Source organism: Escherichia sp. E4736 (genome assembly GCF_005781225.1).
Classification (GTDB): Bacteria; Pseudomonadota; Gammaproteobacteria; order Enterobacterales; family Enterobacteriaceae; genus Escherichia.
Window position 1 is genome coordinate 20,632 of record NZ_VATT01000027.1, and the last position, 25,809, is coordinate 46,440.

At 52.0% G+C, this 25,809-nt stretch carries 23 protein-coding genes; 6 read left to right on the forward strand and 17 right to left on the reverse strand.

Features of this window, described 5'->3' with window-relative positions:
• The first annotated feature begins 8 nt into the window (after positions 1-8).
• Positions 9-2,093, forward strand: a complete 2,085-nt coding sequence (gene malQ / locus FEK46_RS16675; protein ID WP_135560272.1) for a 4-alpha-glucanotransferase — start codon at positions 9-11, stop codon at positions 2,091-2,093.
• Positions 2,094-2,203: 110 nt separating this feature from the next.
• Here the strand turns inward: malQ and gntT are convergent, their stop codons facing one another.
• The 3 genes from gntT to gntX all read right to left on the reverse strand — a co-directional run bounded on the left by gntT (position 2,204) and on the right by gntX (position 5,189).
• Positions 2,204-3,520 carry a gluconate transporter gene (gene gntT, locus FEK46_RS16680; RefSeq protein WP_135493054.1) on the reverse strand — a complete coding sequence of 439 codons (1,317 nt, stop codon included), beginning with the start codon at positions 3,518-3,520 and terminating at the stop codon, positions 2,204-2,206.
• Positions 3,521-3,871: 351 nt separating this feature from the next.
• Positions 3,872-4,447 carry a Fe-S biogenesis protein NfuA gene (nfuA, locus tag FEK46_RS16685; RefSeq protein ID WP_000619389.1) on the reverse strand — a complete coding sequence of 192 codons (576 nt, stop codon included), beginning with the start codon at positions 4,445-4,447 and terminating at the stop codon, positions 3,872-3,874.
• A 58-nt stretch (positions 4,448-4,505) separates the two neighbouring features.
• Positions 4,506-5,189 (reverse strand): DNA utilization protein GntX, encoded by a 684-nt coding sequence (gene gntX / locus FEK46_RS16690; RefSeq protein ID WP_135493053.1) that lies wholly within the window; start codon positions 5,187-5,189, stop codon positions 4,506-4,508.
• A gap of 37 nt (positions 5,190-5,226) precedes the next feature.
• Between gntX and bioH the strand changes: the two genes are divergently transcribed.
• Entirely contained in the window at positions 5,227-5,997 is a 771-nt protein-coding gene (gene bioH, locus FEK46_RS16695; RefSeq protein WP_135560271.1) for a pimeloyl-ACP methyl ester esterase BioH, read from the forward strand.
• Positions 5,998-6,015: 18 nt separating this feature from the next.
• Here bioH and FEK46_RS16700 read toward each other — a convergent pair whose 3' ends face one another.
• The 8 genes from FEK46_RS16700 to greB form a co-directional block, all read right to left on the reverse strand.
• Positions 6,016-6,381: a type II toxin-antitoxin system PemK/MazF family toxin gene (locus FEK46_RS16700; protein ID WP_135495236.1), complete on the reverse strand. Its 366-nt coding sequence runs from the start codon at positions 6,379-6,381 to the stop codon at positions 6,016-6,018.
• Positions 6,375-6,644 carry an AbrB/MazE/SpoVT family DNA-binding domain-containing protein gene (locus FEK46_RS16705; protein WP_130261031.1) on the reverse strand — a complete coding sequence of 90 codons (270 nt, stop codon included), beginning with the start codon at positions 6,642-6,644 and terminating at the stop codon, positions 6,375-6,377. The genes FEK46_RS16700 and FEK46_RS16705 overlap by 7 nt, the downstream gene beginning before the upstream one ends.
• A 72-nt stretch (positions 6,645-6,716) precedes the next feature.
• On the reverse strand, positions 6,717-7,595 hold the full coding sequence (gene rpnA, locus FEK46_RS16710) for a recombination-promoting nuclease RpnA (RefSeq protein WP_135560270.1): 879 nt from the start codon (positions 7,593-7,595) through the stop codon (positions 6,717-6,719).
• Between the two features lie 203 nt (positions 7,596-7,798).
• A complete protein-coding gene (gene feoC, locus FEK46_RS16715) occupies positions 7,799-8,035 on the reverse strand; it encodes a [Fe-S]-dependent transcriptional repressor FeoC (protein ID WP_000157586.1) in 237 nt (78 codons plus the stop codon).
• A gap of 10 nt (positions 8,036-8,045) precedes the next feature.
• Positions 8,046-10,367 (reverse strand): Fe(2+) transporter permease subunit FeoB, encoded by a 2,322-nt coding sequence (gene feoB, locus FEK46_RS16720; RefSeq protein ID WP_000736997.1) that lies wholly within the window; start codon positions 10,365-10,367, stop codon positions 8,046-8,048.
• Between the two features lie 16 nt (positions 10,368-10,383).
• Positions 10,384-10,611, reverse strand: a complete 228-nt coding sequence (gene feoA / locus FEK46_RS16725) for a ferrous iron transporter A (RefSeq protein ID WP_001200455.1) — start codon at positions 10,609-10,611, stop codon at positions 10,384-10,386.
• 456 nt (positions 10,612-11,067) lie between these two features.
• Positions 11,068-13,389, reverse strand: coding sequence for a Tex family protein (locus FEK46_RS16730; RefSeq protein WP_135410770.1), 2,322 nt, complete (start codon positions 13,387-13,389; stop codon positions 11,068-11,070).
• A gap of 96 nt (positions 13,390-13,485) precedes the next feature.
• Positions 13,486-13,962 carry a transcription elongation factor GreB gene (gene greB, locus FEK46_RS16735; protein WP_000856744.1) on the reverse strand — a complete coding sequence of 159 codons (477 nt, stop codon included), beginning with the start codon at positions 13,960-13,962 and terminating at the stop codon, positions 13,486-13,488.
• Between the two features lie 227 nt (positions 13,963-14,189).
• On the opposite strand from greB, the gene ompR reads away from it, so the two are divergent.
• Positions 14,190-14,909 (forward strand): two-component system response regulator OmpR, encoded by a 720-nt coding sequence (ompR, locus tag FEK46_RS16740; protein ID WP_001157751.1) that lies wholly within the window; start codon positions 14,190-14,192, stop codon positions 14,907-14,909.
• Positions 14,906-16,258: a two-component system sensor histidine kinase EnvZ gene (gene envZ, locus FEK46_RS16745; protein ID WP_130217662.1), complete on the forward strand. Its 1,353-nt coding sequence runs from the start codon at positions 14,906-14,908 to the stop codon at positions 16,256-16,258. Before ompR ends, envZ begins: the two co-directional genes overlap by 4 nt.
• 91 nt (positions 16,259-16,349) lie before the next feature.
• On the opposite strand, the gene FEK46_RS16750 is transcribed toward envZ, so the two are convergent.
• Positions 16,350-16,742, reverse strand: coding sequence for a hypothetical protein (locus tag FEK46_RS16750; protein WP_130221390.1), 393 nt, complete (start codon positions 16,740-16,742; stop codon positions 16,350-16,352).
• 74 nt (positions 16,743-16,816) lie between these two features.
• Positions 16,817-18,439, reverse strand: coding sequence for a phosphoenolpyruvate carboxykinase (ATP) (gene pckA, locus FEK46_RS16755; RefSeq protein WP_130208983.1), 1,623 nt, complete (start codon positions 18,437-18,439; stop codon positions 16,817-16,819).
• A 378-nt stretch (positions 18,440-18,817) separates the two neighbouring features.
• Between pckA and FEK46_RS16760 the strand changes: the two genes are divergently transcribed.
• Positions 18,818-20,539 (forward strand): DUF4153 domain-containing protein, encoded by a 1,722-nt coding sequence (locus tag FEK46_RS16760; RefSeq protein ID WP_135560269.1) that lies wholly within the window; start codon positions 18,818-18,820, stop codon positions 20,537-20,539.
• Positions 20,540-20,672: 133 nt separating this feature from the next.
• Here FEK46_RS16760 and hslO read toward each other — a convergent pair whose 3' ends face one another.
• The 4 genes from hslO to igaA all read right to left on the reverse strand — a co-directional run bounded on the left by hslO (position 20,673) and on the right by igaA (position 24,856).
• Complete coding sequence (gene hslO, locus FEK46_RS16765) at positions 20,673-21,551, reverse strand: Hsp33 family molecular chaperone HslO (RefSeq protein ID WP_130208979.1); 879 nt, start codon at positions 21,549-21,551, stop codon at positions 20,673-20,675.
• A gap of 24 nt (positions 21,552-21,575) precedes the next feature.
• Positions 21,576-21,977 (reverse strand): ribosome-associated heat shock protein Hsp15, encoded by a 402-nt coding sequence (gene hslR / locus FEK46_RS16770; protein ID WP_000660493.1) that lies wholly within the window; start codon positions 21,975-21,977, stop codon positions 21,576-21,578.
• A 10-nt stretch (positions 21,978-21,987) separates the two neighbouring features.
• Entirely contained in the window at positions 21,988-22,656 is a 669-nt protein-coding gene (gene yrfG / locus FEK46_RS16775) for a GMP/IMP nucleotidase (RefSeq protein ID WP_130208977.1), read from the reverse strand.
• A 64-nt stretch (positions 22,657-22,720) separates the two neighbouring features.
• Positions 22,721-24,856 carry an intracellular growth attenuator protein IgaA gene (igaA, locus tag FEK46_RS16780; protein ID WP_130261026.1) on the reverse strand — a complete coding sequence of 712 codons (2,136 nt, stop codon included), beginning with the start codon at positions 24,854-24,856 and terminating at the stop codon, positions 22,721-22,723.
• A 321-nt stretch (positions 24,857-25,177) separates the two neighbouring features.
• Here igaA and nudE point away from each other — a divergent pair, with 321 nt between their 5' ends.
• Positions 25,178-25,738, forward strand: a complete 561-nt coding sequence (gene nudE, locus FEK46_RS16785) for an ADP compounds hydrolase NudE (protein ID WP_105268146.1) — start codon at positions 25,178-25,180, stop codon at positions 25,736-25,738.
• The last annotated feature ends 71 nt before the right edge of the window (positions 25,739-25,809 follow it).

The window sequence follows — 25,809 nt, forward strand, 5'->3', positions numbered from 1 at the left end:
GAAGCGCGATGGAAAGCAAACGTCTGGACAAAGCCGCGTTGGCGGCGGGGATCAGCCCCAATTACATCAATGCCCACGGAAAACCGCAGTCGATTAGCGCCGAAACCAAACGGCGTTTGCTTGATGCGATGCATCAAAGTACCGCCACGAAAGTGGCGGTAACACCAGTGCCAAATGTCATGGTGTATACCTCCGGGAAAAAAATGCCAATGGCAGTAGAGGGCAGCGGCGAATTTAGCTGGTTGCTGACCACCGAAGAAGGTACGCAGTACAAAGGCCACGTGAGCGGTGGTAACGCGTTCAATCTACCGACGAAGCTGCCGGAAGGTTATCACACGCTGACGCTTACTCAGGATGAACAGCGTGCTCATTGTCGGGTGATTGTCGCCCCGAAACGCTGCTACGAACCGCAGGCATTGCTCAATAAGCAAAAGCTGTGGGGCGCTTGCGTTCAGCTTTATACGCTGCGATCGGAAAAAAACTGGGGTATTGGGGATTTTGGCGATCTCAAAGCTATGCTGGTGGACGTGGCGAAACGTGGTGGAGCGTTTATCGGCCTGAATCCGATTCATGCGCTCTATCCGGCAAACCCGGAAAGCGCCAGCCCATATAGCCCGTCTTCTCGCCGCTGGCTGAACGTGATTTATATCGACGTCAACGCTGTTGAAGATTTTCAGCTTAGCGAAGAGGCGCAAGCCTGGTGGCACATGCCGACCACGCAGCAGACGCTGCAACAGGCGCGGGATGCCGGCTGGGTAGATTACTCCACGGTTACCGCCCTGAAAATGACAGCATTGCGGATGGCGTGGAAAGGTTTCGCGCAACGTGATGATGAGCAGATGACCGCGTTTCGCCAGTTTGTTACAGAGCAGGGCGACAGCCTGTTCTGGCAGGCAGCCTTTGATGCGCTACATGCCCAGCAAGTGAAAGAGGACGAAATGCGCTGGGGCTGGCCAGCATGGCCTGAGATGTATCAGAACGTGGATTCGCCAGAAGTGCGTCAGTTCTGCGAAGAACATCGCGATGACGTCGATTTTTATCTCTGGTTGCAGTGGCTGGCTTACCGCCAGTTTGCCGCCTGCTGGGAGATAAGCCAGGGCTATGAAATGCCGATTGGCTTGTATCGTGATCTGGCGGTTGGTGTAGCAGAAGGTGGGGCAGAAACCTGGTGTGACCGTGAATTGTATTGCCTGAAAGCGTCGGTTGGCGCGCCGCCGGATATCCTCGGCCCGCTGGGGCAGAACTGGGGCTTGCCGCCGATGGACCCGCATATTATCACCGCGCGCGCCTATGAACCGTTTATCGAGCTGCTGCGCGCGAACATGCAAAACTGCGGCGCATTACGAATTGACCATGTGATGTCGATGCTGCGTTTGTGGTGGATACCGTATGGCGAGACGGCGGATCAGGGGGCATATGTTCACTATCCGGTGGATGATCTGCTCTCGATTCTGGCACTCGAAAGTCAGCGTCATCGCTGCATGGTGATTGGGGAAGATCTCGGCACTGTACCAGTAGAGATTGTCGGTAAACTGCGCAGTAGCGGTGTTTACTCCTATAAAGTGCTCTATTTCGAAAGCGACCACGAGAAGACATTCCGCGCGCCGAAAGCGTACCCGGAGCAGTCGATGGCAGTTGCGGCGACACACGACCTGCCAACGCTTCGCGGTTACTGGGAGAGCGGTGATTTAACGCTGGGCAAAACGCTGGGGCTGTATCCGGATGAAGAGGTGCTACGCGGTTTGTATCAGGATCGTGAGCAGGCGAAGCAGGGGCTGCTGGATGCACTGCACAAATATGGCTGCCTGCCTAAACGCACCGGGCATAAGGCGTCGCTGATGGCGATGACGCCGACGCTTAATCGTGGTTTGCAACGCTACATTGCCGACAGCAACAGCGCCCTGTTAGGGCTACAGCCGGAAGACTGGCTGGATATGGCGGAACCGGTAAATATTCCTGGAACCAGTTACCAGTACAAAAACTGGCGACGCAAGCTTTCCGCAACGCTTGAGACGATGTTTGCCGATGATGGGGTGAACAAGTTGATTAAGGATCTGGACAAGCGGCGCAGGGCGGCAGCGAAGAAGAAGTAGAGTACGTTTGATGCCGGATGCGACGCTTGACGCGTCTTATCCGGCCTACTAATTAATGCCGAATCGTAGGCCGGATAAGGCGGTCACGCCGCATCCGGCCATCAGTGTTATCAAATCACCATATTCAGCAGCAGACAGCCAACCAGACCGCACACTGAGATAATGGTTTCCAGCATCGACCAGGATTTGATGGTCTCGCCGATAGTCAGGTTAAAGTACTCTTTGAACAGCCAGAAGCCCGGATCGTTCACGTGCGAGAAAATCACACTACCGGAACCAACCGCAATAACCATCAGCTCTGGGCTAACGCCTGTCGTTGCAATCAGCGGCGCAGCGATACCACCTGCAGTGATTGCCGCAACGGTTGCGGAACCCAGCGCGATACGCAGTACGGCAGCAATCGACCAGGCCATCAGCAGCGGAGAAATGTTGGTTTCGTGCATCATGGAAGCAATGTATTTGTCCACGCCGCTGTCTACCAGCACCTGCTTGAACGCACCGCCACCACCGATGATCAACAGCATCATCGCAATGATTTTGATGGAAGAAACCAGCGTGTCGTTAATCTGATCCATTGAACGGCCACGGTTCAGACCAAAGGTGAACATCGCAATCAGCACGGCAATCAGCGTTGCCATTACCGGGTCACCGAGGAACTCCGCCACCGGCAGGAAAGCGTGACCTTTCGGCAGGATCATTTCGGCAATCGCACGCATCGCCATCAGCACAACTGGCACCAGAGAAGTCCAGACGCTGACGCCAAAGCTCGGCATCTCTTCTTCGCTGAAGGTTTTCGCGCTGTACAGACCTTCCGGGATTGGCTTATCGATACCTTTCAGCACGCGAGCGTAAACCGGACCCGCGAGAATCACGGTCGGGATTGCCAGAATGGTACCGTACAGCAGGGTTTTACCCATATCGGCGTTGAAAATGGTAGCAATCGCAGTCGGGCCCGGATGTGGCGGCAGGAAGCCGTGGGTGACAGACAGCGCAGCGGCCATCGGTACACCAACATACAGCAGCGGGATATTTGCCGCCGCGGCGATGGTGAACACCAGCGGCAGCATCAGTACGAAGCCCACTTCATAGAACAGGGCAAAACCAACGGTAAAACCGGTTAGTACCACGGCCCACTGGATATGTTTTTTACCAAATTTGGCAATCAGCGTGGTGGCGATACGTTGTGCACCGCCACAGTCTGCCAGCATTTTGCCCAGCATCGCGCCAAAACCCATGATCAGGGCAAGGCTGCCGAGCGTCCCGCCGACACCGGCTTTGATAGAGCCAATAACTTTATCCAGTGGCATACCTTGCATTAATCCAACAGCAAGTGCCACCAGGACGAGAGCGATGAAACCGTTCATTTTGAAGCGAATCATCAGGAGTAATAACAAGATTACACCGACAGCAACAATGACTAATGGCATGATTTACCTGGCCTTTCATTTGTTATGGGTAACGTCAGGCTTCTGACGATAAATTCTGATCGTCCCAACTGGGAACAGAGATATAACAGCACCATGGCTGACGACTTCTAAAACTAGTTAGTGTAGTCAGATGTTATGAGTGTGTTTGGTGCCCATGCAAATGATACGGGTAACATCGCGTGCTTGAGAATCACCAGAGCGGGGTAAATTTAAATTATGAGAGGTTGGTCATATTATCGCGGGGAAACGTAGGGATTGGATTTGCCGAGACAATATAGCGCTAATGCCTGGCAGATGGCCCGAAAAGACGCTTTAGCGTCGCATCGGGCAATCTACAAAAGAGAGGGTAACTTAGTAGTAGGAGTGTTCGCCGCGCTGGTGTTCGGTGAGATCGCGTACACCTTTCAGCTCCGGGAATTCGTTCAGCAGCTGCTTCTCGATCCCTTCTTTCAGCGTCACATCGACCATTGAACAACCGTTACAGCCGCCGCCGAATTGCAGAATGGCGTAACCGTCTTCGGTGATTTCCATCAGCGAAACGCGACCACCGTGACCGGCAAGTTGCGGGTTGATCTGCGATTGCAGCATGTACTCCACACGCTCCATCAGCGGCGCATCGTCAGCTACTTTACGCATTTTGGCATTCGGGGCTTTCAGCGTCAGCTGAGAACCCAGCTGGTCGGTAACAAAGTCGATCTCTGCATCTTCCAGGTAAGGTGCGCTTAACTCATCAACATACGCGGTCAGCAGGTCAAATTTCAGGGCGGTATCGGTGGCTTCCACAGCGTCCGGCGGACAATAAGAAACACCACATTCAGCGTTAGGCGTGCCAGGGTTAATCACAAATACGCGGATTTGTGTCCCTTCTTCCTGGTTTGCCAGCAGTTTGGCAAAGTGCGCTTGTGCAGCATCGGAAATACGGATCATAGTAATGGCCTAATAGTTGACTATTTTAGTTGGTTATAATACGCCCATCATCGAGGCTCTACAAGGTTCGACAAAGGCACCAGACCTGGACTGTCGCCGCACCATTGCGTAAAAGCAGCTGCGCAATCTCTGCGACGGTACTTCCGGTGGTAACGACATCATCCACAATCACCATATGGCGACCTTGCACGGGCAATTCAAGGCGAAAAGCATTCTTCAGATTGCGTCTGCGTAGTCGGGCGCTGAGGAAATGCTGGGTCGCAGTGGCTCGTGTACGCATGACGGCTTCGCTATCCCATTGGCAATTCAACCAGCGTGATAACGGCTGACACAGCAAGTCGCTCTGATTAAACCCCCGATGCCAGTGACGGCGCTGCCATAACGGGACGCTGACGATACGATCCGGCAGTTGTAATCCGGTAGTCCGACGGGCGTGTAAGACTTCTAATAGTAACAGACGTGACAGGGCGCTGGCGATTTCGCTGCGTAGCGAAAACTTAAGCTGGTGGATGAGCGGACTTAAGGGGGGCGCATAGTCGGCGACCGTGACCAGTCTTTGCCATGGCGGCGGTTTTTGCAGGCAGCGACCGCAAGGAAGATGTGAGTGTGTGGCAGGTAATCCACATTGTGGGCATAGCGTTTTATCTGTACGGGCGGCACGAGAGCATACCGAACAAATCCCCCAGTGACCTAACGCCAGCGGCATTCGGCATAGCCAGCATAATCCCGGTACTGTTAGCATATGTTCATCCTTGTAAGTAAAAAGAGAACAATAGCGGATGAATAACATCTGGTGGCAGACCAAAGGTCAGGGGAATGTTCATCTTGTGCTGCTGCACGGATGGGGACTGAATGCCGAAGTGTGGCGTTGCATTGACGAGGAACTTAGCTCGCATTTTACGTTGCATCTTGTTGATCTTCCTGGCTTCGGGCGCAGCCAGGGATTTGGTGCGCTGTCGCTTGCTGATATGGCTGAAGTGGTGCTGCGACAGGCGCCGGACAAAGCTATCTGGCTAGGCTGGAGTCTCGGCGGGCTGGTGGCAAGCCAGATTGCGTTAACCCATCCCGAGCGTGTTCAGTCGTTGGTTACCGTGGCATCGTCGCCGTGTTTTAGTGCTCGTGACGAGTGGCCGGGGATAAAACCGGACGTGCTGGCAAGTTTCCAGCAGCAACTGAGTGAAGATTTTCAGCGCACAGTAGAACGGTTCCTTGCGTTACAAACCATGGGTACAGAAACGGCGCGCCAGGATGCGCGAGCGCTGAAGAAAACCGTTCTGGCGTTACCGATGCCGGAGGTTGACGTGCTTAATGGCGGACTGGAAATTCTGAAAACGGTCGATCTCCGTCAGCCGTTGCAAAACGTACCCATGCCGTTTTTGCGATTGTATGGCTATCTCGACGGTCTGGTGCCGCGCAAAGTGGTGCCGATGCTGGATGAACTCTGGCCGCACAGCGAGTCATACATCTTCGCCAAAGCGGCCCATGCGCCGTTTATTTCGCATCCGGTCGAGTTTTGTCACCTGCTGGTGGCGTTGAAGCAGAGGGTGTAGGTGGTAAGTGAGAGCTAATTATTGTGGGTCGATTAAATTCACCAGTTTACTGATAACTTCACTAATCAATGCTTCATCGGCAACGGTATGAAATTTAGCGCCACGGGCAATAAGATCGACGGCTTTTAGCTGGTGACAAAGTACAACGCCATGCAGGCTACCGGTTTGCGTATCATGGGGGAGGACGTTCACTGTCACCCCTGTGGAACGCGCTGCATTTGCGCCTGTTGAAATTGGACAGCACATAGCAACTTTTAAAACATTGTTGAGTTCTTTGTCCGTTACCACAATGCAATAATGTGGTCCGCGAAGTTCATGTCCGGCAACCGGATCAGGGTTAAAATACCATATCTCTCCACGATGTGGCGTCCTTGCCTTTACCATGCTTCATTACCTTTTTTTCCTTCAGCCCATCCTTCTGTGGACTGATTTAACTCCGTAATTTCGTTTTCATCGATCTGGCTCAACAACTGCGCGACGGTAAGACGCCCACGCGGTTTGTGCTCTGTGGGGCGCAAATTAACACTATCGCCTTTTTTCTCCACGGTAAGTTCCGTCCCTGGTGACCATCCAAGATCGGTAGCAAGATCTCGTGGGATAGTAACGATCATGGCTCCTCCTTGTTGCCGTAATTTCACTGTCTGCATATTAGTTCCTTAAGTGCTACTTTGTGTTACATACAAGATAGCACAAAGTAGCACTTAAGCAGGGGATAGTGTCTACTGACTCGCCGCAGCCAACTCTTCTTCTGACAGCCCGGTAAATCGTATGATGTCCGCAAGAGGGACTCCGGCATCCAGCATGGTTTTGGCAATAGCACGTATACCATTCTGAAACCCCTCCTGCCGCAATCTTTCCGCAATAGTCATTAAACTCTCCTTATGTTTCGGTGAACGTTCGGCCACACCGTCGATAAAATCGTTAAAACGCACCGCATCGCCAGTCTGTAGTATGTAATTAAACAGCCCTTTGATTTGTCTGTCATTAGCGTATCCACTACTTAATAAGCAGGCCATTTGCTCTACCAGCCCCATCAGGTCGCGTTGACGAATATGTTTTTGAATTAACTCCAGCAGCGCCATGCGTCGGTGCTGCATGATTTCATCATCAGGCATGACGGTGACATCAATCAGCGGAAATGCAGAGGCATAAAGCTGCCTTGCCAGTTTGGGATCGGCAAAACAATCCAGCCAACACAGCGAATAGGGATAGGGGCTTTCAATACCGTGATAAAACAACAATGGCACTACCATCGGCAACGTTTTGTGTCCAGCATCCAGGTGGTTTTGCATTGCGGCAATGGCGTAGCGCATCATGCGAAATGCGATCAGTTTGTTTGAAGTGCTTTGATGTTCAATCAGGCAATAGATGTATCCTGGCCCTTGTTCCGTTTTCACCGACCACAGTACGTCGGAATAACTTTCACGCAGATCGTCATCGATAAAACTGCTCGACTCCAGCTTGAGGGTTCTCATATCACAGAGCGCGTGAATGGGTGCCGGTAAATGGAACGCAAGAAAATCGCGTGCCGTGTCTGGTTGGCGTAAAAAGAGTTTGAACAGCGCGTCGTGTGGGGTGGAACTCTGCTTTTTGTTCATGGCGTTCCTTCACCTGTTGTTTGAATGCCGCGACTTTACGCGCCACCCCACGACTGTGCACTAGCCCGTTTTCATCCCTGCGAGACGCTTTCAGAGGAACTTACGCTGTGCTGCAAGAATTGCATTTTTATGGAAAGCCGCACGCAAAAAAAGCCCGGTAGCAAACGCATACCGGGCTTTTCAAAACAGGCGATGGAGTATGGTTAACGCAGCGCCCACCACTCGCGCAGACAGGCTTTTCCTTCCGGGCAGCTTTTACAACTGCCGGAGAGGCAGCCGTCAGGTTCTTCCTGAATCCGCACGGCTTTGCCCATACTTTCCAGTTGTTGCAGCATGGCGTTAATCATTGGCTGTGGAGTGTTCAATGTCTGGCTTATCTGGGCCGCTTCCATACGCCCCCGTAACGCCAGCAAATCACGCACCTGAATGAGCGAAGCCATTGCTGTATCCTTAGTGGCAATCGCCAGTGGTGCTGGCTGCACAGCAACTGCTTACCGACTTGCGCGTTGCCAGCAGTTCGATATCCACCCGGCTACGCGCGCGGCGCAGCAAACCGATAACCACGATGTTAAACAGGATAACCGCCAGAATGCACACCAGGCTGTAGGTTGGATGCTGGCTGTAGCTGGCAACCTGATAGAACAATGTTGCCAGCGAGTAAGCGATATTCAGCCCCCACAGGATGGAGAAGCCCATCCAGCCACGGCTTGATTCACGGGCGATAGCACCCATCACCGAGATGCACGGTACATACAGCAGGACGAAAATCAGGTAGCTGTAAGCGGCAGCTGCGCTACCGAATTTCTGATCCATCACGCCCATCGCCCCGGTACCCATTTCGCCGTCGCCTTTGCTTGCTTCAATGGGGTTCATCAGTACGCTAAGACTGAAGGTGTCTTTCAGGCTCTGCCAGGTTTCATCTACCGCGCTGAACAGCTCTTCACCGAGGTTAAATTCTGCTGGATTGAACTCTTCGTCCTGAATATTTTCTGCGGTGTAGAGAGTGTTGAGCGTACCCACCACCACTTCTTTCGCCATGGCACCTGTAAACAGGCCAACCGTTGCCTGCCAGTTATCTTCATGTACGCCAATCGGTTTGAAGACCGGGGTGATCACACGGCTAACGGAAGCCAGTGCCGAGTCGTTGATGTTATCGACGATTTTCCCGCTCAACGAGAAGCTGTTGAAGGCGCTCAGGAAAATGCTGACGATGATGATCACTTTACCAGCACGCAGAACGAAGCCTTTCAGACGCTGCCAGGTCTGGATAATCAGGCTTTTAACGTGTGGTACATGATAGACCGGCAACTCCATGACAAACGGCGTCGCTTCACCGCGCATGATGGTGTACTTGAGCATCAGGCCAGTCAGCACCGCCATCACGATACCCAGCATATACAGCGAGAAGACCGCCAGCGCGCCGTTCTGCCCGAAGAAGGCAGCCGCAAATACTGCGAAGATAGCCAGACGCGCGCCGCAGGACATAAACGGTGCCATCATAATGGTCATCAGGCGTTCACGCGGCGCATCAAGAGTTCGCGCACCCATCACAGACGGCACGTTACAACCGAAGCCGACGATCAGCGGCACAAAGGATTTCCCCGGCAAGCCCAACGCCTGCATCAGACGGTCCATCACAAACGCCGCACGCGCCATATAACCGGAGTCCTCGAGGAAGGAGAGGAACAGATACATCATGCCGATCTGCGGCACCAGCGGCAGCACAGTGTTAATACCGCCGCCCAGGCCCTGGGCGAGGAAGATAGTCAGCCAGTCCGGGAAGTGGAGCGTGTAGCCAATCCACTGAATACCATGCACAAATAGTGCCACGGAGCCGACGTCAAACAGCGGCTGTAACGCCCCGCCGATGTTGATAGCCAGCAGGAACATCAGGTACATCACAAAGAGGAAAATCGGCAGCCCGAGGAAACGGTTGAGCACGATTTTATCCACTGCCGTGGTGAAGCGACTGGGTTCTGCCGTCAGCGTGTTGCTTACCACATCGCAGATAGCAGCAATACACTGGTAACGCGCATCGGCAATATGCAGCGCCGGATCGTCCATCTCATTACGCAGACGGGCGAGGGCGGCATCCAGATGCTGCGACGCTTCACCGGCGTAGGCGCGGCTGTAGATATCGCCTTCCAGCATTTGCAGACCCAGCCAGCGACGCTGTTTCAGCGGGATGTCGGACGGCATCACTTTTGCCAGTGAATCTGCTTCGTTGAGCAGCGGCTGTGCGTAATGCACCAGTTCTACATTGTCGTTGGCTTTGTAGCGGTCAATCGCCAGTTTCAGAGCTTCGATACCGCGACCACGCGTGGAAACCAGCGGGATCACCGGGCAGCCAAGACGCGCCGACAGCGCATCAATTTCAATGCGAATATTTTGCTTCTCGGCAATGTCGAGCATGTTCAGCGCCACGATGCAGGGAATACCGAGTTCCAGCAGCTGTAGCGTCAGATACAGGTTACGCTCAAGGTTAGACGCATCCACCACGTTAATCAGCAGATCGGCGTCGCCACTCAAAATGTAGTGGCAGGCGATTTGCTCGTCCAACGACGTCTGCGATGAAATAGTAGTCAGAGAATAAGTACCGGGCAGATCCACCAGCGTGACCTGATGATCGGTGGTGGAAAACTGACCCTCTTTACGTTCGACGGTAACGCCAGCCCAGTTTCCTACACGCTGACGTGCTCCGGTGAGCTGGTTAAATAAGGTTGTCTTGCCAGAATTTGGATTACCAATTAAGCCAATGGTTAATTTTTTCATTGTTGTTATCACCGTATTAACAGGAAACCGCTTCCACTTCTAATAAGGCCAGATCTTTTTTGCGTAATACCAGGCTTACACGACGGGTTTCGATATGAATGGGATCGCCGAGTGGAGCGACGCGCACCACATTAAAAGAGGAGCCAGGTAACATGCCAAGAGAAAGCAGCTTCTGACGATATGCCGGGCTGATTTCACGGGAAAAGCCAGTGATTTTCCACGCAGTATCTGGAGTGTATTGCATAGGTGCCTACTTGTTTCTCATTAACTGGATAACTACCTCATGGGGCGTTTGACAGCGACATGGGACCAGATGATTTGCCAACGAAGGAGAGATTAAATAATCAACAGTACAATGATAATGAGAATGGTTTCTATCAGCAATACTTAAAATGTGTGCGAATGTTGGTTTAGATAATAATCTGCGTGAATGTTGATGTGGCTCAAGGTTATATCGGAGCAAAAATATAATTCGGAGGACGAATTATTATGGCTGCTTAATGTTTTATTAAGGTTTCAATTGTTAATGTTGTGATAAATATTAACGAAATATAGTGTGAGTTTCGTTGCGGAATAAAAATGCCGGAGATATTCTCCGGCATTTTTATGTCAGGCAAGGCGTTCGTTGCCAGATGTGGCGTGAACGCCTTATCTGGCCTACGATTTCGTGCAAATTCGAACCGTAGGCCAGTCGGAGCGTTTAACGTTTTTTGCCCATTGCTGCCGCCAGCGCATCCATCATCGCGCTATTACCGGCAGGCTGCGCTTCACGCCCACGCGGTTTGGCTGCCGGGCGGTTGTTTTGCGGGCGATCGTTACCGCCGCCGCGACGAGCGTTGGTTTCGCCAGGCTGCTCGTCCAGACGCATGGTCAGGGCGATACGTTTACGCTGAAGATCCACTTCCAGCACTTTCACCTTCACAATGTCGCCTGCTTTCACCACGGTATGCGGATCTTCCACAAACTTGTTCGACAAAGAAGAGATGTGAACCAGGCCGTCCTGATGTACGCCGATATCAACAAAAGCACCAAAATTGGTGACGTTGGTGACAGCACCTTCGAGGATCATACCCGGTTGCAGGTCGTTCATCGTTTCGACGCCATCAGCAAACTGAGCGGTTTTAAATTCCGGACGCGGATCGCGACCCGGTTTTTCCAGCTCTTTGATGATGTCGGTTACTGTCGGCACACCGAATTTCTCATCGGTGAAATCAGACGCTTTCAGATTACGCAGTTCACTGCTGTTACCCATCAGATCTTTCAGCGCCTGCTGTGTTGCTGCCAGAATGCGTTCCACCACCGGATAGGCTTCCGGGTGAACGGTAGACGCGTCCAGCGGGTTATCGCCGTGGTTAATGCGCAAGAAGCCCGCGCACTGTTCGAAGGCTTTCGGCCCCAGACGGCTCACTTTTAACAGTTGCTGACGGTTCTGGAACTGACCATTTTCATCGCGCCAGGCCACGATGTTTTGCGCCATCATGCGCGTCAGGCCCGCCACGCGAGTTAACAGCGGAACAGAAGCAGTATTCAGATCAACGCCAACGGCGTTTACGCAGTCTTCTACTACTGCATCCAGCTTGCGGGCCAGCTGCGTCTGGCTGACGTCATGCTGATACTGACCAACGCCGATAGATTTCGGATCGATTTTCACCAGCTCCGCCAGCGGATCCTGCAAACGGCGGGCGATAGATACTGCGCCACGCAGAGAAACGTCGAGATCCGGGAACTCCTGCGCTGCCAGCTCGGAAGCCGAGTAAACCGACGCGCCAGCTTCGCTGACGATCACTTTCTGCGCGGTAACCTTCGGGAACTGCTTCTGGACATCAAGATAGAAACGCTCGGTTTCGCGGGAAGCCGTACCGTTACCGATCGCTACCAGTTCAACATTATGTTTTTCACACAGGGCGGCAACGGTCATCGCCGCCTTTGCGGCCTGTCCGGTGTGCGGATAAATGGTATCGGTTGCTACCAGTTTGCCCGTTGCGTCGACCACCGCTACTTTTACCCCGGTACGCAGACCCGGATCGAGGCCCATCGTCGCACGCAGTCCGGCAGGGGCCGCCATCAGCAGATCGTGCAGGTTACGGGCAAAGACATTAATCGCTTCATCTTCCGCACGTTCGCGCACGGTTCCCATCAGTTCTGTTTCCAGGTGCATCAGCACCTTGATGCGCCACGTCCAGCTCACCACGCCTTTGCGCCAGCTATCCGCCGGGGCATTGTTCAGGCGCAGGCCGAGATGATCCATGATGATTTGCTCGCAATAGCTCTCTTTCGGCGGCTCGTCGAACTGCGGATCGGCATTCAGCGAAAGCTGGAGTACACCTTCGTTACGCCCACGGAACATCGCCAGCGCGCGGTGAGAAGGCACCGTTGACAGCGGTTCGTGATGATCGAAATAGTCGCGGAATTTCGCGCCTTCCTCTTCTTTACCGTTCACTACGGTCGACACCAGATGCGCGTTCTTCCACAGATAATCACGCACTTTCGCCAGCAGCGCGGCATCTTCGGCAAAGCGTTCCATCAGGATATAACGCGCGCCGTCCAACGCGGCTTTGGTATCTGCCACGCCTTTATCGGCATCAACATATTGTGCAGCGGCGACTTCTGGCGTGTGTGATGGATCGCTCCACAGTAGGTCAGCCAACGGCTCAAGCCCTGCTTCAATGGCGATTTGCCCGCGGGTACGACGTTTCGGTTTGTAGGGCAGGTAAAGGTCTTCGAGTTCGGTTTTGCTCAAGGTAGCGTTGATGGCATTCGCCAGCTCGTCGGTGAGTTTACCTTGCTCAGAAATGGACTTGAGAATAGCCTGACGTCTCTCTTCCAGCTCGCGCAGATAGCTCAGACGCGTTTCCAGATTACGCAGCTGCGTGTCATCCAGACCGCCGGTGATTTCCTTACGATAACGTGCGATAAACGGCACGGTATTCCCTTCGTCAAGCAGGCGAACGGCAGCGTCAACCTGTTCCGGGCGCGCCTGGATTTCACCCGCAATAATGCGGCAGAACGAATCATTCATCATGGTTTGAGTTCATCTTTTCGGATCAAAAATCAGGGGATAGTTATACGGACTGGCTGGCAAAAATGCCAGCCATCGGCAGGAGGTTAAGACTCTTCCTTACGGTTTCACGTACTCGATAGCATTAACATACCAGCTCGCTTCCCCGGCAGGGGTATTCACCACCGCCAGATCGCCCACCTCTTTTTTCAGCAATGCGCGGGCCATCGGGGAATCGATAGAGATGTAATCTTTACGGCCAAAGATTTCATCGTAGCCGACGATACGGAAACGGTGAGTAACGCCATCGTCGTTTTCAATCTCTACCCACGCGCCAAAGAAAACTTTGCCTTCCTGCTGGGGCGAGTAATCGACGATTTTGAGATTTTCCATGCATTTAGTGAGATAGCGCACACGACGGTCGATTTCACGCAGGCGCTTTTTATTATACTGATAGTCAGCATTTTCGCTGCGGTCGCCCAGACTTGCGGCCCAGGTCACCTTCTTTGTGACTTCCGGGCGCTCTTCACGCCAGAGATAATTTAGCTCTTGTTTGAGTTTTTCATACCCTTCCCGGGTAACCAGGGGCGTTTTCATCTCGTTGATTCCCTTTGTCTGTTTGATAATGCGCACATTGGGTATAACGTGATCATATCAACAGAATCAATAATGTTTCGCTGAATAAATTGTATACTTAAGCCGCTGTTTAATATGCTTTGTAACAATTTAGGCTGAAATTCATACCAGATTTAGCTGGTGACGAACGTGAGCTTTTTTAAGAATACACGCTTACAAATTGTTGCGAACCTTTGGGAGTACAAACAATGCAAGAGAACTACAAGATTCTGGTGGTCGATGACGACATGCGCTTGCGTGCGCTGCTGGAGCGTTATCTCACCGAACAAGGCTTCCAGGTTCGAAGCGTCGCTAATGCAGAACAGATGGATCGCCTGCTGACTCGTGAATCTTTCCATCTTATGGTACTGGATTTGATGTTACCTGGTGAAGATGGTTTGTCGATTTGCCGACGTCTTCGTAGCCAGAGTAATCCGATGCCGATCATTATGGTAACGGCGAAAGGGGAAGAAGTTGACCGTATCGTTGGCCTGGAAATTGGTGCTGACGATTACATTCCAAAACCATTTAACCCGCGTGAATTGCTGGCCCGCATCCGTGCGGTGCTGCGTCGTCAGGCGAATGAACTGCCGGGCGCGCCGTCACAGGAAGAAGCTGTGATTGCTTTCGGTAAGTTCAAACTTAACCTGGGTACGCGTGAAATGTTCCGCGAAGATGAACCGATGCCGCTGACCAGCGGTGAATTTGCGGTTCTGAAGGCGCTGGTCAGTCATCCGCGTGAGCCGCTCTCCCGCGATAAGCTGATGAACCTTGCCCGTGGCCGTGAATATTCCGCAATGGAACGTTCCATCGACGTGCAGATCTCTCGTCTGCGCCGCATGGTGGAAGAAGATCCGGCGCATCCGCGTTACATTCAGACCGTTTGGGGTCTGGGCTACGTTTTCGTGCCGGACGGTTCTAAAGCATGAGGCGATTGCGCTTCTCGCCACGAAGTTCATTTGCCCGCACGTTATTGCTCATCGTCACCTTGCTGTTCGTCAGCCTGGTGACGACTTATCTGGTGGTGCTGAACTTCGCGATTTTGCCGAGCCTCCAGCAGTTTAATAAAGTCCTCGCGTACGAAGTGCGTATGTTGATGACCGACAAACTGCAACTGGAGGACGGCACGCAGCTGGTTGTGCCTCCCGCTTTCCGTCGGGAGATCTACCGTGAGCTGGGGATCTCTCTCTATTCCAACGAAGCTGCCGAAGAGGCCGGGCTGCGTTGGGCGCAACACTATGAATTCTTAAGCCATCAGATGGCGCAGCAGCTGGGCGGTCCGACGGAAGTTCGCGTCGAGGTTAACAAAAGCTCGCCTGTTGTCTGGCTGAAAACCTGGCTGTCGCCCAATATCTGGGTACGCGTGCCGCTGACCGAAATTCATCAGGGCGATTTCTCCCCGCTGTTCCGCTATACGCTGGCGATTATGCTGATGGCGATTGGCGGGGCGTGGCTGTTTATTCGTATTCAGAACCGACCGTTGGTCGATCTCGAACATGCTGCTTTGCAGGTCGGTAAAGGGATTATTCCGCCGCCGCTGCGTGAATATGGCGCTTCGGAGGTGCGTTCGGTTACCCGAGCCTTCAACCATATGGCGGCTGGTGTTAAGCAACTGGCGGATGACCGCACGCTGCTGATGGCAGGGGTAAGTCATGACCTGCGCACGCCACTCACGCGTATTCGCCTGGCGACCGAGATGATGAGCGAGCAGGATGGCTACCTGGCGGAATCGATCAACAAAGATATCGAAGAGTGCAACGCCATCATTGAGCAGTTTATCGACTACCTGCGCACCGGGCAGGAGATGCCAATGGAACTGGCGGATCTTAATGCGGTGCTTGGTGAGGTGATTGCCGCGGAAAGTGGCTATGAGCGTGAAATTGATACCGCGCTTTATCCTGGCTGCATAGAAGTGAAAATGCATCCGCTGTCAATCAAACGTGCGGTGGCGAATATGGTGGTGAACGCTGCCCGTTACGGCAATGGCTGGATTAAAGTCAGCAGTGGCACCGAGCCAAATCGCGCCTGGTTCCAGGTGGAAGACGACGGTCCGGGTATCGAGCCTGAACAGCGTAAGCATCTGTTCCAGCCTTTTGTCCGCGGCGACAGTGCGCGCACCATTAGCGGCACGGGACTAGGCCTGGCGATTGTGCAGCGTATCGTGGATAACCATAACGGGATGCTGGAGCTTGGCACCAGCGAGCGGGGCGGGCTTTCCATTCGCGCCTGGCTGCCATTACCGGTAACGCGGGCGCAGGGCACGACAAAAGAAGGGTAAATAAACGGGAGGCGAAAGTACCTCCCGTTTTTTTCGCTTCTAATACATTATGCTCACAACACGAGAATATAGACTCATCGTGTTGATAAGATTATTCAACTTCCATATTGCTACTTACATTGCAAAAGCCAACCTGATGAATGTGAGCTATTTCACGAACTTTTTTCAATGCGTCATCTGCTACAGACCAGCTGAATGCCATATAGATAATATTTTTTCCAATTGAATAGTCGGTCAAATAAACATCTAATCCTGACTCCTCCAGCTTATCGAACTGTTCGTCATCGGGGGCATCCGGCCCATTTAAATTAGGGAAGGTTTGAATCAGAGTTGAGTAAAAATTTCTAAGGGCGGGGCTGCTTATTTCTGAATTATTGTAGTCGTGTTGTTCACTCCACGAAGTTTGCTTCTCATACCATTCCATAAAAACAGCCGGATCTTGTGGGGCTGCACTACGTTCAAACACCATTAAATCGTAGCTCATTGATGCTTCCTTTCTACTATAAAAAATCCCCCGAATCTCGCGAAACGGGGGATTTCGTCGCTTAACTTAACCGATTACAGCTTCGGACCAGCCGCTACCAGCGCGGCACCCGCTGGGGTGTCGGTGTATTTATCGAAGTTGTCGATAAACAGTTTCGCCAGCGTTTCAGCTTTTTCCTGCCACTGTTCCGGAGAAGCGTAGGTGTTACGCGGATCGAGGATCTTCGTGTCTACGCCCGGCAGTTCGGTCGGGATCGCCAGGTTAAACATCGGCAGAGTGAAGGTTTCTGCGTTATCCAGCGAACCGTTGAGGATGGCGTCGATAATGGCGCGGGTATCTTTAATGGAGATACGTTTGCCAGTGCCGTTCCAGCCAGTGTTAACCAGATATGCCTGCGCGCCCGCTGCCTGCATACGTTTTACCAGCACTTCTGCGTACTGAGTTGGGTGCAGCGACAGGAATGCCGCGCCGAAGCAGGCAGAGAAGGTTGGTGTCGGTTCGGTGATGCCACGCTCTGTACCAGCCAGTTTGGCGGTGAAGCCTGAGAGGAAGTGGTACTGAGTTTGATCGGCAGTCAGGCGAGAAACCGGCGGCAGTACGCCAAAAGCATCTGCGGTCAGGAAGATAACTTTAGTCGCGTGGCCCGCTTTGGAAACTGGCTTAACGATGTTATCGATGTGATAGATCGGATAAGAAACGCGGGTGTTCTCGGTTTTTGAACCATCATCAAAGTCGATGGTGCCATCTTCACGTACAGTGACGTTTTCCAGCAGTGCATCGCGACGGATAGCGCCATAGATTTCTGGCTCTGCTTCTTTCGACAGTTTAATGGTTTTCGCGTAGCAGCCGCCTTCGAAGTTAAACACACCGTCATCGTCCCAGCCGTGCTCGTCATCGCCAATCAGGCGACGTTTCGGGTCGGTGGAAAGGGTGGTTTTACCGGTGCCGGAAAGGCCGAAGAACACCGCAACATCGCCTTTCTCGCCAACGTTGGCGGAGCAGTGCATAGAAGCGATACCTTTCAGCGGCAGCAGGTAGTTCATCATTGAGAACATCCCTTTCTTCATTTCGCCGCCGTACCAGGTGCCACCAATCAGCTGCATGCGCTCGGTGAGGTTAAACGCCACGAAGTTTTCAGAGTTCAGACCCTGTTCTTTCCACTGCGGGTTGGTGCACTTCGCGCCGTTCATGACGATAAAGTCAGGTTTGAAACCTTCCAGCTCTTCATCACTCGGGCGAATAAACATGTTCTTGACGAAATGCGCTTGCCAGGCCACTTCGGTGATGAAACGTACGGAAAGGCGAGTATCCGGGTTAGCGCCACAGAAAGCATCAACCACGAACAGGCGTTTGCCGGAAAGCTGTTTGGTCACCAGGCCTTTCAGATGTTGCCAGGTTTCCGGAGAGAGAGGTTTGTTGTCGTTCTTACCTTTGCCTTTGTCTGCCCACCAGAAGGTATCGCGAGTCGTATCGTCACGGACGATATACTTATCTTTTGGTGAACGCCCGGTGAAGATCCCGGTATCCACGGCAACGGCACCCAGATTAGTTAACACCCCGCGCTCATAACCTGTCAGGCTCGGATCGAGCTCTTCCTGATACAGCAGGTCGTAGCTTGGGTTGTAAACGATATCATGTACGTCACTGATACCATAAGCCTCGAGTTCTTGCGGGGTCAAACCATTGTTAACGCGCATTTCACTGCTCCTTAGCCAATATGTATTGCCTGAATAGTAAAGTCTTTTTGGGGGTGTTAACCGCGACAAGGCTCATAGATTTACGCATCTGGAGAAATTCATATTTGACAAAAAACTCCGTGATTCCTGTCACGAAACGGTTGCTATTATCGCAGAAATAGCATTCCAGGTGTGGAAAATGTTCCTAAAAGGTTAAATGTTAGTTTAATTGGCCATTATAATGTGAGTTAAATCTCATTCTTGATTGAAATTTATGTAAAATCAATCAGTAAAGTATCGATTCACCACCGCAAAATTTTTTGTAAATTTTTCTTAAAATAAATATTAGTACTGCCTGAATGCAATAATTAACCTTCCTTTTGATTCCGGATCACGAACATGGATAACGTTGAAATTTCACCTGCAACACGGTGGGGAATGGTCGCCACTGGATTAATCCAGGGGCTGGTTTGCTATTTTCTGATAACCTGGCTGGCTGTGGACAATAACAACTGGCTTGTTTACGGCATTCCTGCGACCGTGGCGCTTTCATCCGTTTTGTTATTCACCGTGGAATCCTTCAAACAGAAGCGTTTGTGGGGGTGGCTGGCGCTGGTATTTATTGCCACCCTGGCGATGAGCGGCTGGCTGAAGTGGCAAATTGATGGCATGAGTCCCTGGCGAGCGGACCAGGAACTCTGGGAATTTGGTTGTTATCTGCTGTTAATGGCGATGTTGTTATTGCCTTGGGTACAACTGAATTTGCACGACAGAAAAGAGCGAACGAACTATAGCTTTTTTTACCAGTCAGCGTGGCATAACGCTCTAATATTGATGGTGATTTTGATCACTAATGGTCTGACATGGCTGGTACTTTTACTGTGGAGTGAGTTATTTAAACTTGTTGGCATCACGTTTTTCAGTACCCTCTTTTTTTCAACCGACTGGTTTATGTATCTTACGCTGGGCCTGGTTACCGCGCTGGCAGTCATTCTTGCGCGGACTCAATCGCGGTTAATCGCCTCTATTCAAAAGCTCTTCACGTTAATCGCCACAGGTTTGCTACCACTGGTTTCACTGCTGACGCTGCTGTTTATTATCACTTTGCCCTTTGCTGGTTTGAATACGATTTCCCGCCACATCTCCGCCGCTGGGCTGCTTTTAACTCTGGCCTTTTTGCAGTTGCTCTTAATGGCCATTGTCCGCGATCCGCAAAAAGCATCGCTTCCCTGGACTGGCCCGTTGCGTTGCCTGATAAAAACGTCTCTGCTGGTGGCGCCGCTCTATGTGTTGATCGCCGCCTGGGCTATATGGATGCGGGTCGCTCAATACGGCTGGACTACCGAACGCTTGCACGGCGCACTGGCGGTGGTGGTGTTACTGGTCTGGTCGCTGGGGTATTTCGTCAGTATTGCCTGGCGTAAAGGGCAAAATCCCCTTGTTCTTCAGGGCAAAGTGAACCTTACGGTTTCGTTATTGGTGCTGGTGATACTGGTGCTTCTTAATTCACCGGTGCTGGACAGTATGCGCATTAGCGTGAACAGCCATATGGCGCGTTATCAGAGTGGCAAGAACACGCCAGACCAGGTAAGTATCTACATGCTCGAACATAGCGGTCGCTATGGGCGTGCAGCGCTTGAGTCGCTGAAAAGCGATGTCGAGTATATGAAAGACCCGAAACGCAGGCGGGGTCTGCTGATGGCGTTTGATGGAGTGCAACGTCTTCAGCAGCAGATATCGGAAAAAGCATTAGCTGATAATGTATTTATTGCCCCAGGTTCTGGCAAACCTGATACGACATTCTGGTCGGTAGTGATGAAAAATCGCTATAACGCAATGATATGTATTGAAAAAGATGCCTGCGTGCTGGTAGAGCAAGATCTGAATAGTGATGGTAGGGCTGAGCGGATCCTGTTTGCCTTTAATGATGAAAGAGTCATTGTCTATGGTGTTGATCCTGCCGGGAAAGAATGGAAAGAGATTACGATGAGTTCACTTCCGCGTGTAATAACGAAAGAGAAATTACTCACAGCGGCGAAGGATGGAAAACTGGGGACGAAGCCTAAAGTGTGGCGCGATCTTACGGTGGATGGTGAAACGCTGGATTTGAATCTGAATTAATGACAGCGCGGTTGGATGCGGCGCCTTATCTTACCTGCGATAAATTGCATTTAATCCGTAGGCCAGATAAGCGCAGCGCATCAGGCAATTTAGTTATGATATCCGGCAGAGTCATCTCTGCCGGACATGGCGATTAATGAACCTGCGGGTCTGCCGGAGACGCATTGTTGCGGATCTCGGCAATATCCATTGCATTGAACAGATAGTGGTTACCACAGTAATCACAATGCATGTCAATTTCGCCTTCTTCCGCGAGGATGCTATCAACTTCTTCATCCGGCAGCGTTTTCAGCGCGCCTGCGCAACGTTCACGCGAGCAGGTGCATTTGAACTCAACATCCTGCGGATCGTAAACCGTCACCTCTTCTTCGTGGTATAAGCGCCACAAAACTTCGTTTGCCGGTAACGTCAGCAGCTCTTCAGTTTTGATGGTTTCGGTCAGCGTCGCCAGGTGGTCGAAGTCGTCTTGCTGGGCATTTTGCGCAGGCATTACCTGCAACAACATACCGCCCGCAGCCGGTTTGCCATCTACGTCGCCGGTGCGAATAAACAGGCGCGTCGGCAGCTGTTCAGAACGCATAAAGTAATCTTCCAGGCAAGCCGCCAGGGTATCACCTTCCAGACCAACCACGCCCTGATAGCGTTCGCCTTCGCTCGGGGTAATGGTGATCACCACGTAACCATTGCCGACCAGCGTTTTCAGGTCGGCATTTTCTGGAATTTCGCCCTGCACGCGCGCAACACCGCGCATCTGCTGTTTGTTGTTACCGTTAATAACCGCCAGATTCATCGGACCGTCGCCTTGCAACTGTACGGTGATATCACCATCAAACTTCAGCGTAGCGGTCAACAGGCTGGTCGCGACCAGCAGTTCTGCCAGCACGTTTTTCACCGGCTGCGGATAATCGTGATTCTCAAGGATCTGTTGCAGGGTTTCCGAAACGGTTACCAGTTCGCCGCGAACGGCAAAGTTTTCAAACAGATAGCGATGTAATTGGTCATGTTGCGGCATAATCATCTCTCTTGCAGGTGACAGTTATTCACTGTCGCCGTGTTTAAATCGTAACAGGTCACGGCGCTCTTTTTTGTCCGGGCGCCGGTCCGGGTGCGGCATGGTTAAGGCATTAAGTTTACGTGCCAGCGCCATTTTTTCGCGTTTCTCTACGCTTTCCGCAGTCTCTTCATACAACAAGACCGCCTCGCTGGCGGGGCGACGCTGTTCAGTAATCGCCTTTACAATCACCGTTCGTTCGTCATTTCCCTGGCGCAGCGTGAGCGTGGCATTCAGCTCGACGACTTTACTCGGCTTGCTGCGTTGCCCGTTGTAATGCACCTTACCGCCTTCAATCATTTCGCGGGCCAGCGCGCGGGTTTTATAAAAACGGGCGGCCCATAGCCATTTATCCAGTCGAACCTCAACAGCCGGTTTTTCTTTCATGGCGTCTCCTTCACATTAGCGAGGGGATCAGGCGGCGGTAGTCATTCAGTGACGGATGGCGTTCATACTGTTTTTCGGCTATTCCAGAGTCAGGGTTGGTGACGCCGAGACAGTAACGAATACCAAATTGCGCGGCAGCATCGAGAATGGCTTCGCTGTCATCAATAAACAGCGTTCTTTCAGCTTTCAGACCCGTAGCTTCGGCCACCGCATGCCATAACCGCTGATCCTCTTTCGGATAACCAAATGTGTGGGTGGAAAGTAATAAATCAAGGTGTGCGTCCAGACCCGTATGCTCAAGTTTAACGGCCAGGTTATGTGGATGGGCGTTAGTGAGCAAAATTCGCTGCTTGCCGCTGGCTTTCAGCGCTTCGAGAAACGGAATAGTATCTTCACGCAACACAGCACGCGGCCCCATCTCGGTGGTCATCGCACAGATATCCAGACCCAGTTGCTCGCTCCAGTAATCAAGACAGTACCAGTTTAGCGTATGCTGCACGTCGTGATATTGCCGGCGCATATATTCCATTGCTTCCTGTGGCGTAACACCGTTTTTCGCGCCCCATGTTTCAGGCACCAGCTTTTGCCAAAAATAGTTATCGAAGGCGAGGTCGAGCAACGTGCCGTCCATATCCAGCAGAACGGTGTCTACGTCCTGCCAGGCAATGTTGATATGCATGGGGGAAATCTCCAGAGTGAAGCAATTTGCGCGACAGGGTAGCATAACCTGCCGCGCAAACGTGTTATTCGATGAGGCTTTCTGAAGACGTGAGCAGCGTCGGATTCAGGCAGCTTTCGTAATATTCCTTAATCTCCATCATGCGGGTGCGATGACGCTGGTAACGACGCCAGGCCTGCACGCCATTATAGATGGCACAACCGAACATCGTCAGTAGCAGTAATGTGGTGCCGAGATAGCGCCACAGGCCAGAACGGTCCGGAATAGGGTGCAAGCTGATATGCTGCGTGCCGTTGGCATCGGTGAAAATATTGGTGACGATCCCCTCGGCGTTAAACGGTGTATGCATCAACATTTGCGCCAGCTTCTGGAAAGCGTTCCATTGTTCTTGCGCCGGGTAGTCATAAAGTGAGGCTGCTGGCCACGGTTGATCGACAAAATCGCTGCCTTCGTCGCTGACAATCAGGAAGCCGCCAGGCGCTGGGCTATTCAGTGATTGTGCCGCTCGCGCCGTTTCATGAGTGATAAACGGTGCGGTGGAAGTCGCCACCAGATTATCCAGCGATTCTGCGCTCACCGGGCGGAGTAATACATTCACACCATCAAGTTTTCCTGCGTTGGCGCGTTTCACCAGTGCGTCCCAGTCCTTACTGTTGCCAAGATTCACCAGGGCGTTTTTTAAGCGCACACAATCATCTTTGGCTGCACAGAGATCTGCTGTCTTCAGTACGATGTCGCCAAAGTCATCAAGCAAAACCATGCCGGATTTCTGAATCGCAGAACGTAATGAGGCACTGACGCGTGATTCATCTTCTGGTTTAGGGTGCAGTTGACGGTTTACTGCTTCGGTCAGTGCCGTAGCTTTGTTAACCAGTTCCGATTCCGGTAATGGCAATGAACGGGCGTCATTCCAGATGATTTGCGAGCAGTCAAACGGCAAAAACGGTGAATTGGTTTTCGCGCTCCAGGTGCCGGAAGTGCGGATATTACACATGCCTGTACCACTTAGACGTAAGGTATCGCCTACGCGTACGCCAGCGTCCGCAAGTTGTTTAACACTGGTGGCCTCAATAGTCTGCGCGCCTTTCATCCACGAGAGAGTGAATTTCAGCGGCATATCCAGTGGGATCCAGAACAGCAGCATAAACAAGACTATCAGCGAACCGGCTGCGATAACCGTGCTGCGTAGCCAGTGCTGCAACGGGAAGTTTTTTACTTCGTCATGCAGCGAAAGATAGCGCCCCTGGCGCACGACGTGACGGTCGAGGTAGATATCGATATCGGTTTGTTGTCCGAGATCCTGGGCAATGTAAGGTTGCCAGTGCGCGGGGTAGACCAGATCGATAATACCAAGCGAAATATTGTTAATCTGTTCCTGAGAGTTTTCACCAAACAGCCCCCAGCGACGCGGTGTCCCGCGCAGGCAGTGGATTTCCCTTAGGGAGGATTTGGCAGGTGGCGCATATAATCCCCACAGGCCCGCGCCCAGCAGCAGCAGCGCGCCGCCAACTAACCACGGGACAAATACATCCGGGGTCACCAGGCAGAAATAGAACATCAGGAATGAGGCGACAATCAGCAGCGCTTCCCGCAATCCTCGTGGGCGGCTAAGTGCATACTCTTCGTGCGTTTCCTGGCGAATGTTGAGCAACTCAATTTGTTCGCTCTCTTCACCGCGAATCGATGCCTGCGTTGATGGAATAGGTTGTAACGTGTAACCGCGAGTCTCCTGCATATACTCTTGCAGCGTATGGCCGTTGAGTGAAATGACTAATGGGAGTGAGTCGGTATAAATCAGTTCAACGGTGTTTTCGTCGTTGATGTACTGCTCCCAGAAAGGCGGCAGGTGGACTTCTACCGAGTCAAGGTAGTAGCGCCATTTATTGGGATCGTCGGTAGAGATGCCATAACGTGTGATAGCGTGCGTCAGCATCATCACATTATTGCTTTCGGCGTTCAGCGTCAGAGAGACAGGCGCCGTGCTGGCACCCGTCGGACCGGGAACCTGCAAAATCTGCGTCAGGCTTTCGAGATAATTTTCAACGGCGCTACGTTCTTCAGAAGTGAGTTTGCGCGTTTGCGCATCAGCGAAGGCGTTAGCCCAGGGCAATTGTCGCCGCCTGGTGCGGGTTTTTATCAGCCATCCCGCAAGTAGTGAGCAGGCCAGCAAAGCAGCTAAAAAAATCACAATGGTGCTCATGCTTTCCCCATCTTACTTAATTTGTCAGGCGTGATTATTCGCACCCTGGACACAATATAGGATTCTGCGGTTGGCTATCGGCAAGCGTGGAGTTGAACTTGAGCATCATTAAGCGCATCCCAGTAACCGCTGATCATAGCAAACCCTCTGAGGGCGGAATATCAGCAAATTCCTGGAGTTATTTCAACCTATTGACTTTTAATTTGATTTGAGAACGATTATTTATCAGGTTGCATAAATGTAAATAACATGCAATTCACATTGCCGAAACGGTGTCCGATATCGCACAATAAATACTGATTTCACTGCAAAGATTCCACAATGAGAAAATCATTACAAAAACCCACCATTCTGAATGTTGAAACTGTAGCCCGTTCCCGACTGTTTACCGTCGAAAGCGTGGATCTGGAGTTCAGCAATGGCGTGCGGCGTGTTTATGAACGAATGCGTCCAACCAACAGGGAAGCGGTGATGATTGTGCCTATTGTGGACGACCATCTGATCCTGATTCGTGAGTACGCGGTGGGAACTGAATCCTACGAGTTAGGGTTTTCGAAAGGGCTGATTGATCCCGGTGAAAGCGTCTACGAAGCAGCTAACCGCGAGCTAAAAGAAGAAGTGGGATTTGGTGCGAACGATCTGACTTTTTTGAAGAAACTCAGCATGGCGCCGTCTTACTTTTCCAGCAAAATGAATATTGTGGTGGCGCAAGATCTCTACCCGGAATCGCTGGAAGGCGATGAGCCGGAGCCGCTACCGCAGGTTCGCTGGCCGCTGGCGCATATGATGGATTTGCTCGAAGAGCCTGACTTCAATGAAGCGCGCAATGTCAGCGCGCTGTTCCTGGTACGTGAGTGGTTGAAGGGGCAGGGACGGTTGTAAATACGTAGATCTTGCCTGATGCGTCATGCATATCAGGCCTACGGGGTTCCTGCAATGTATTGAGTTTTCAA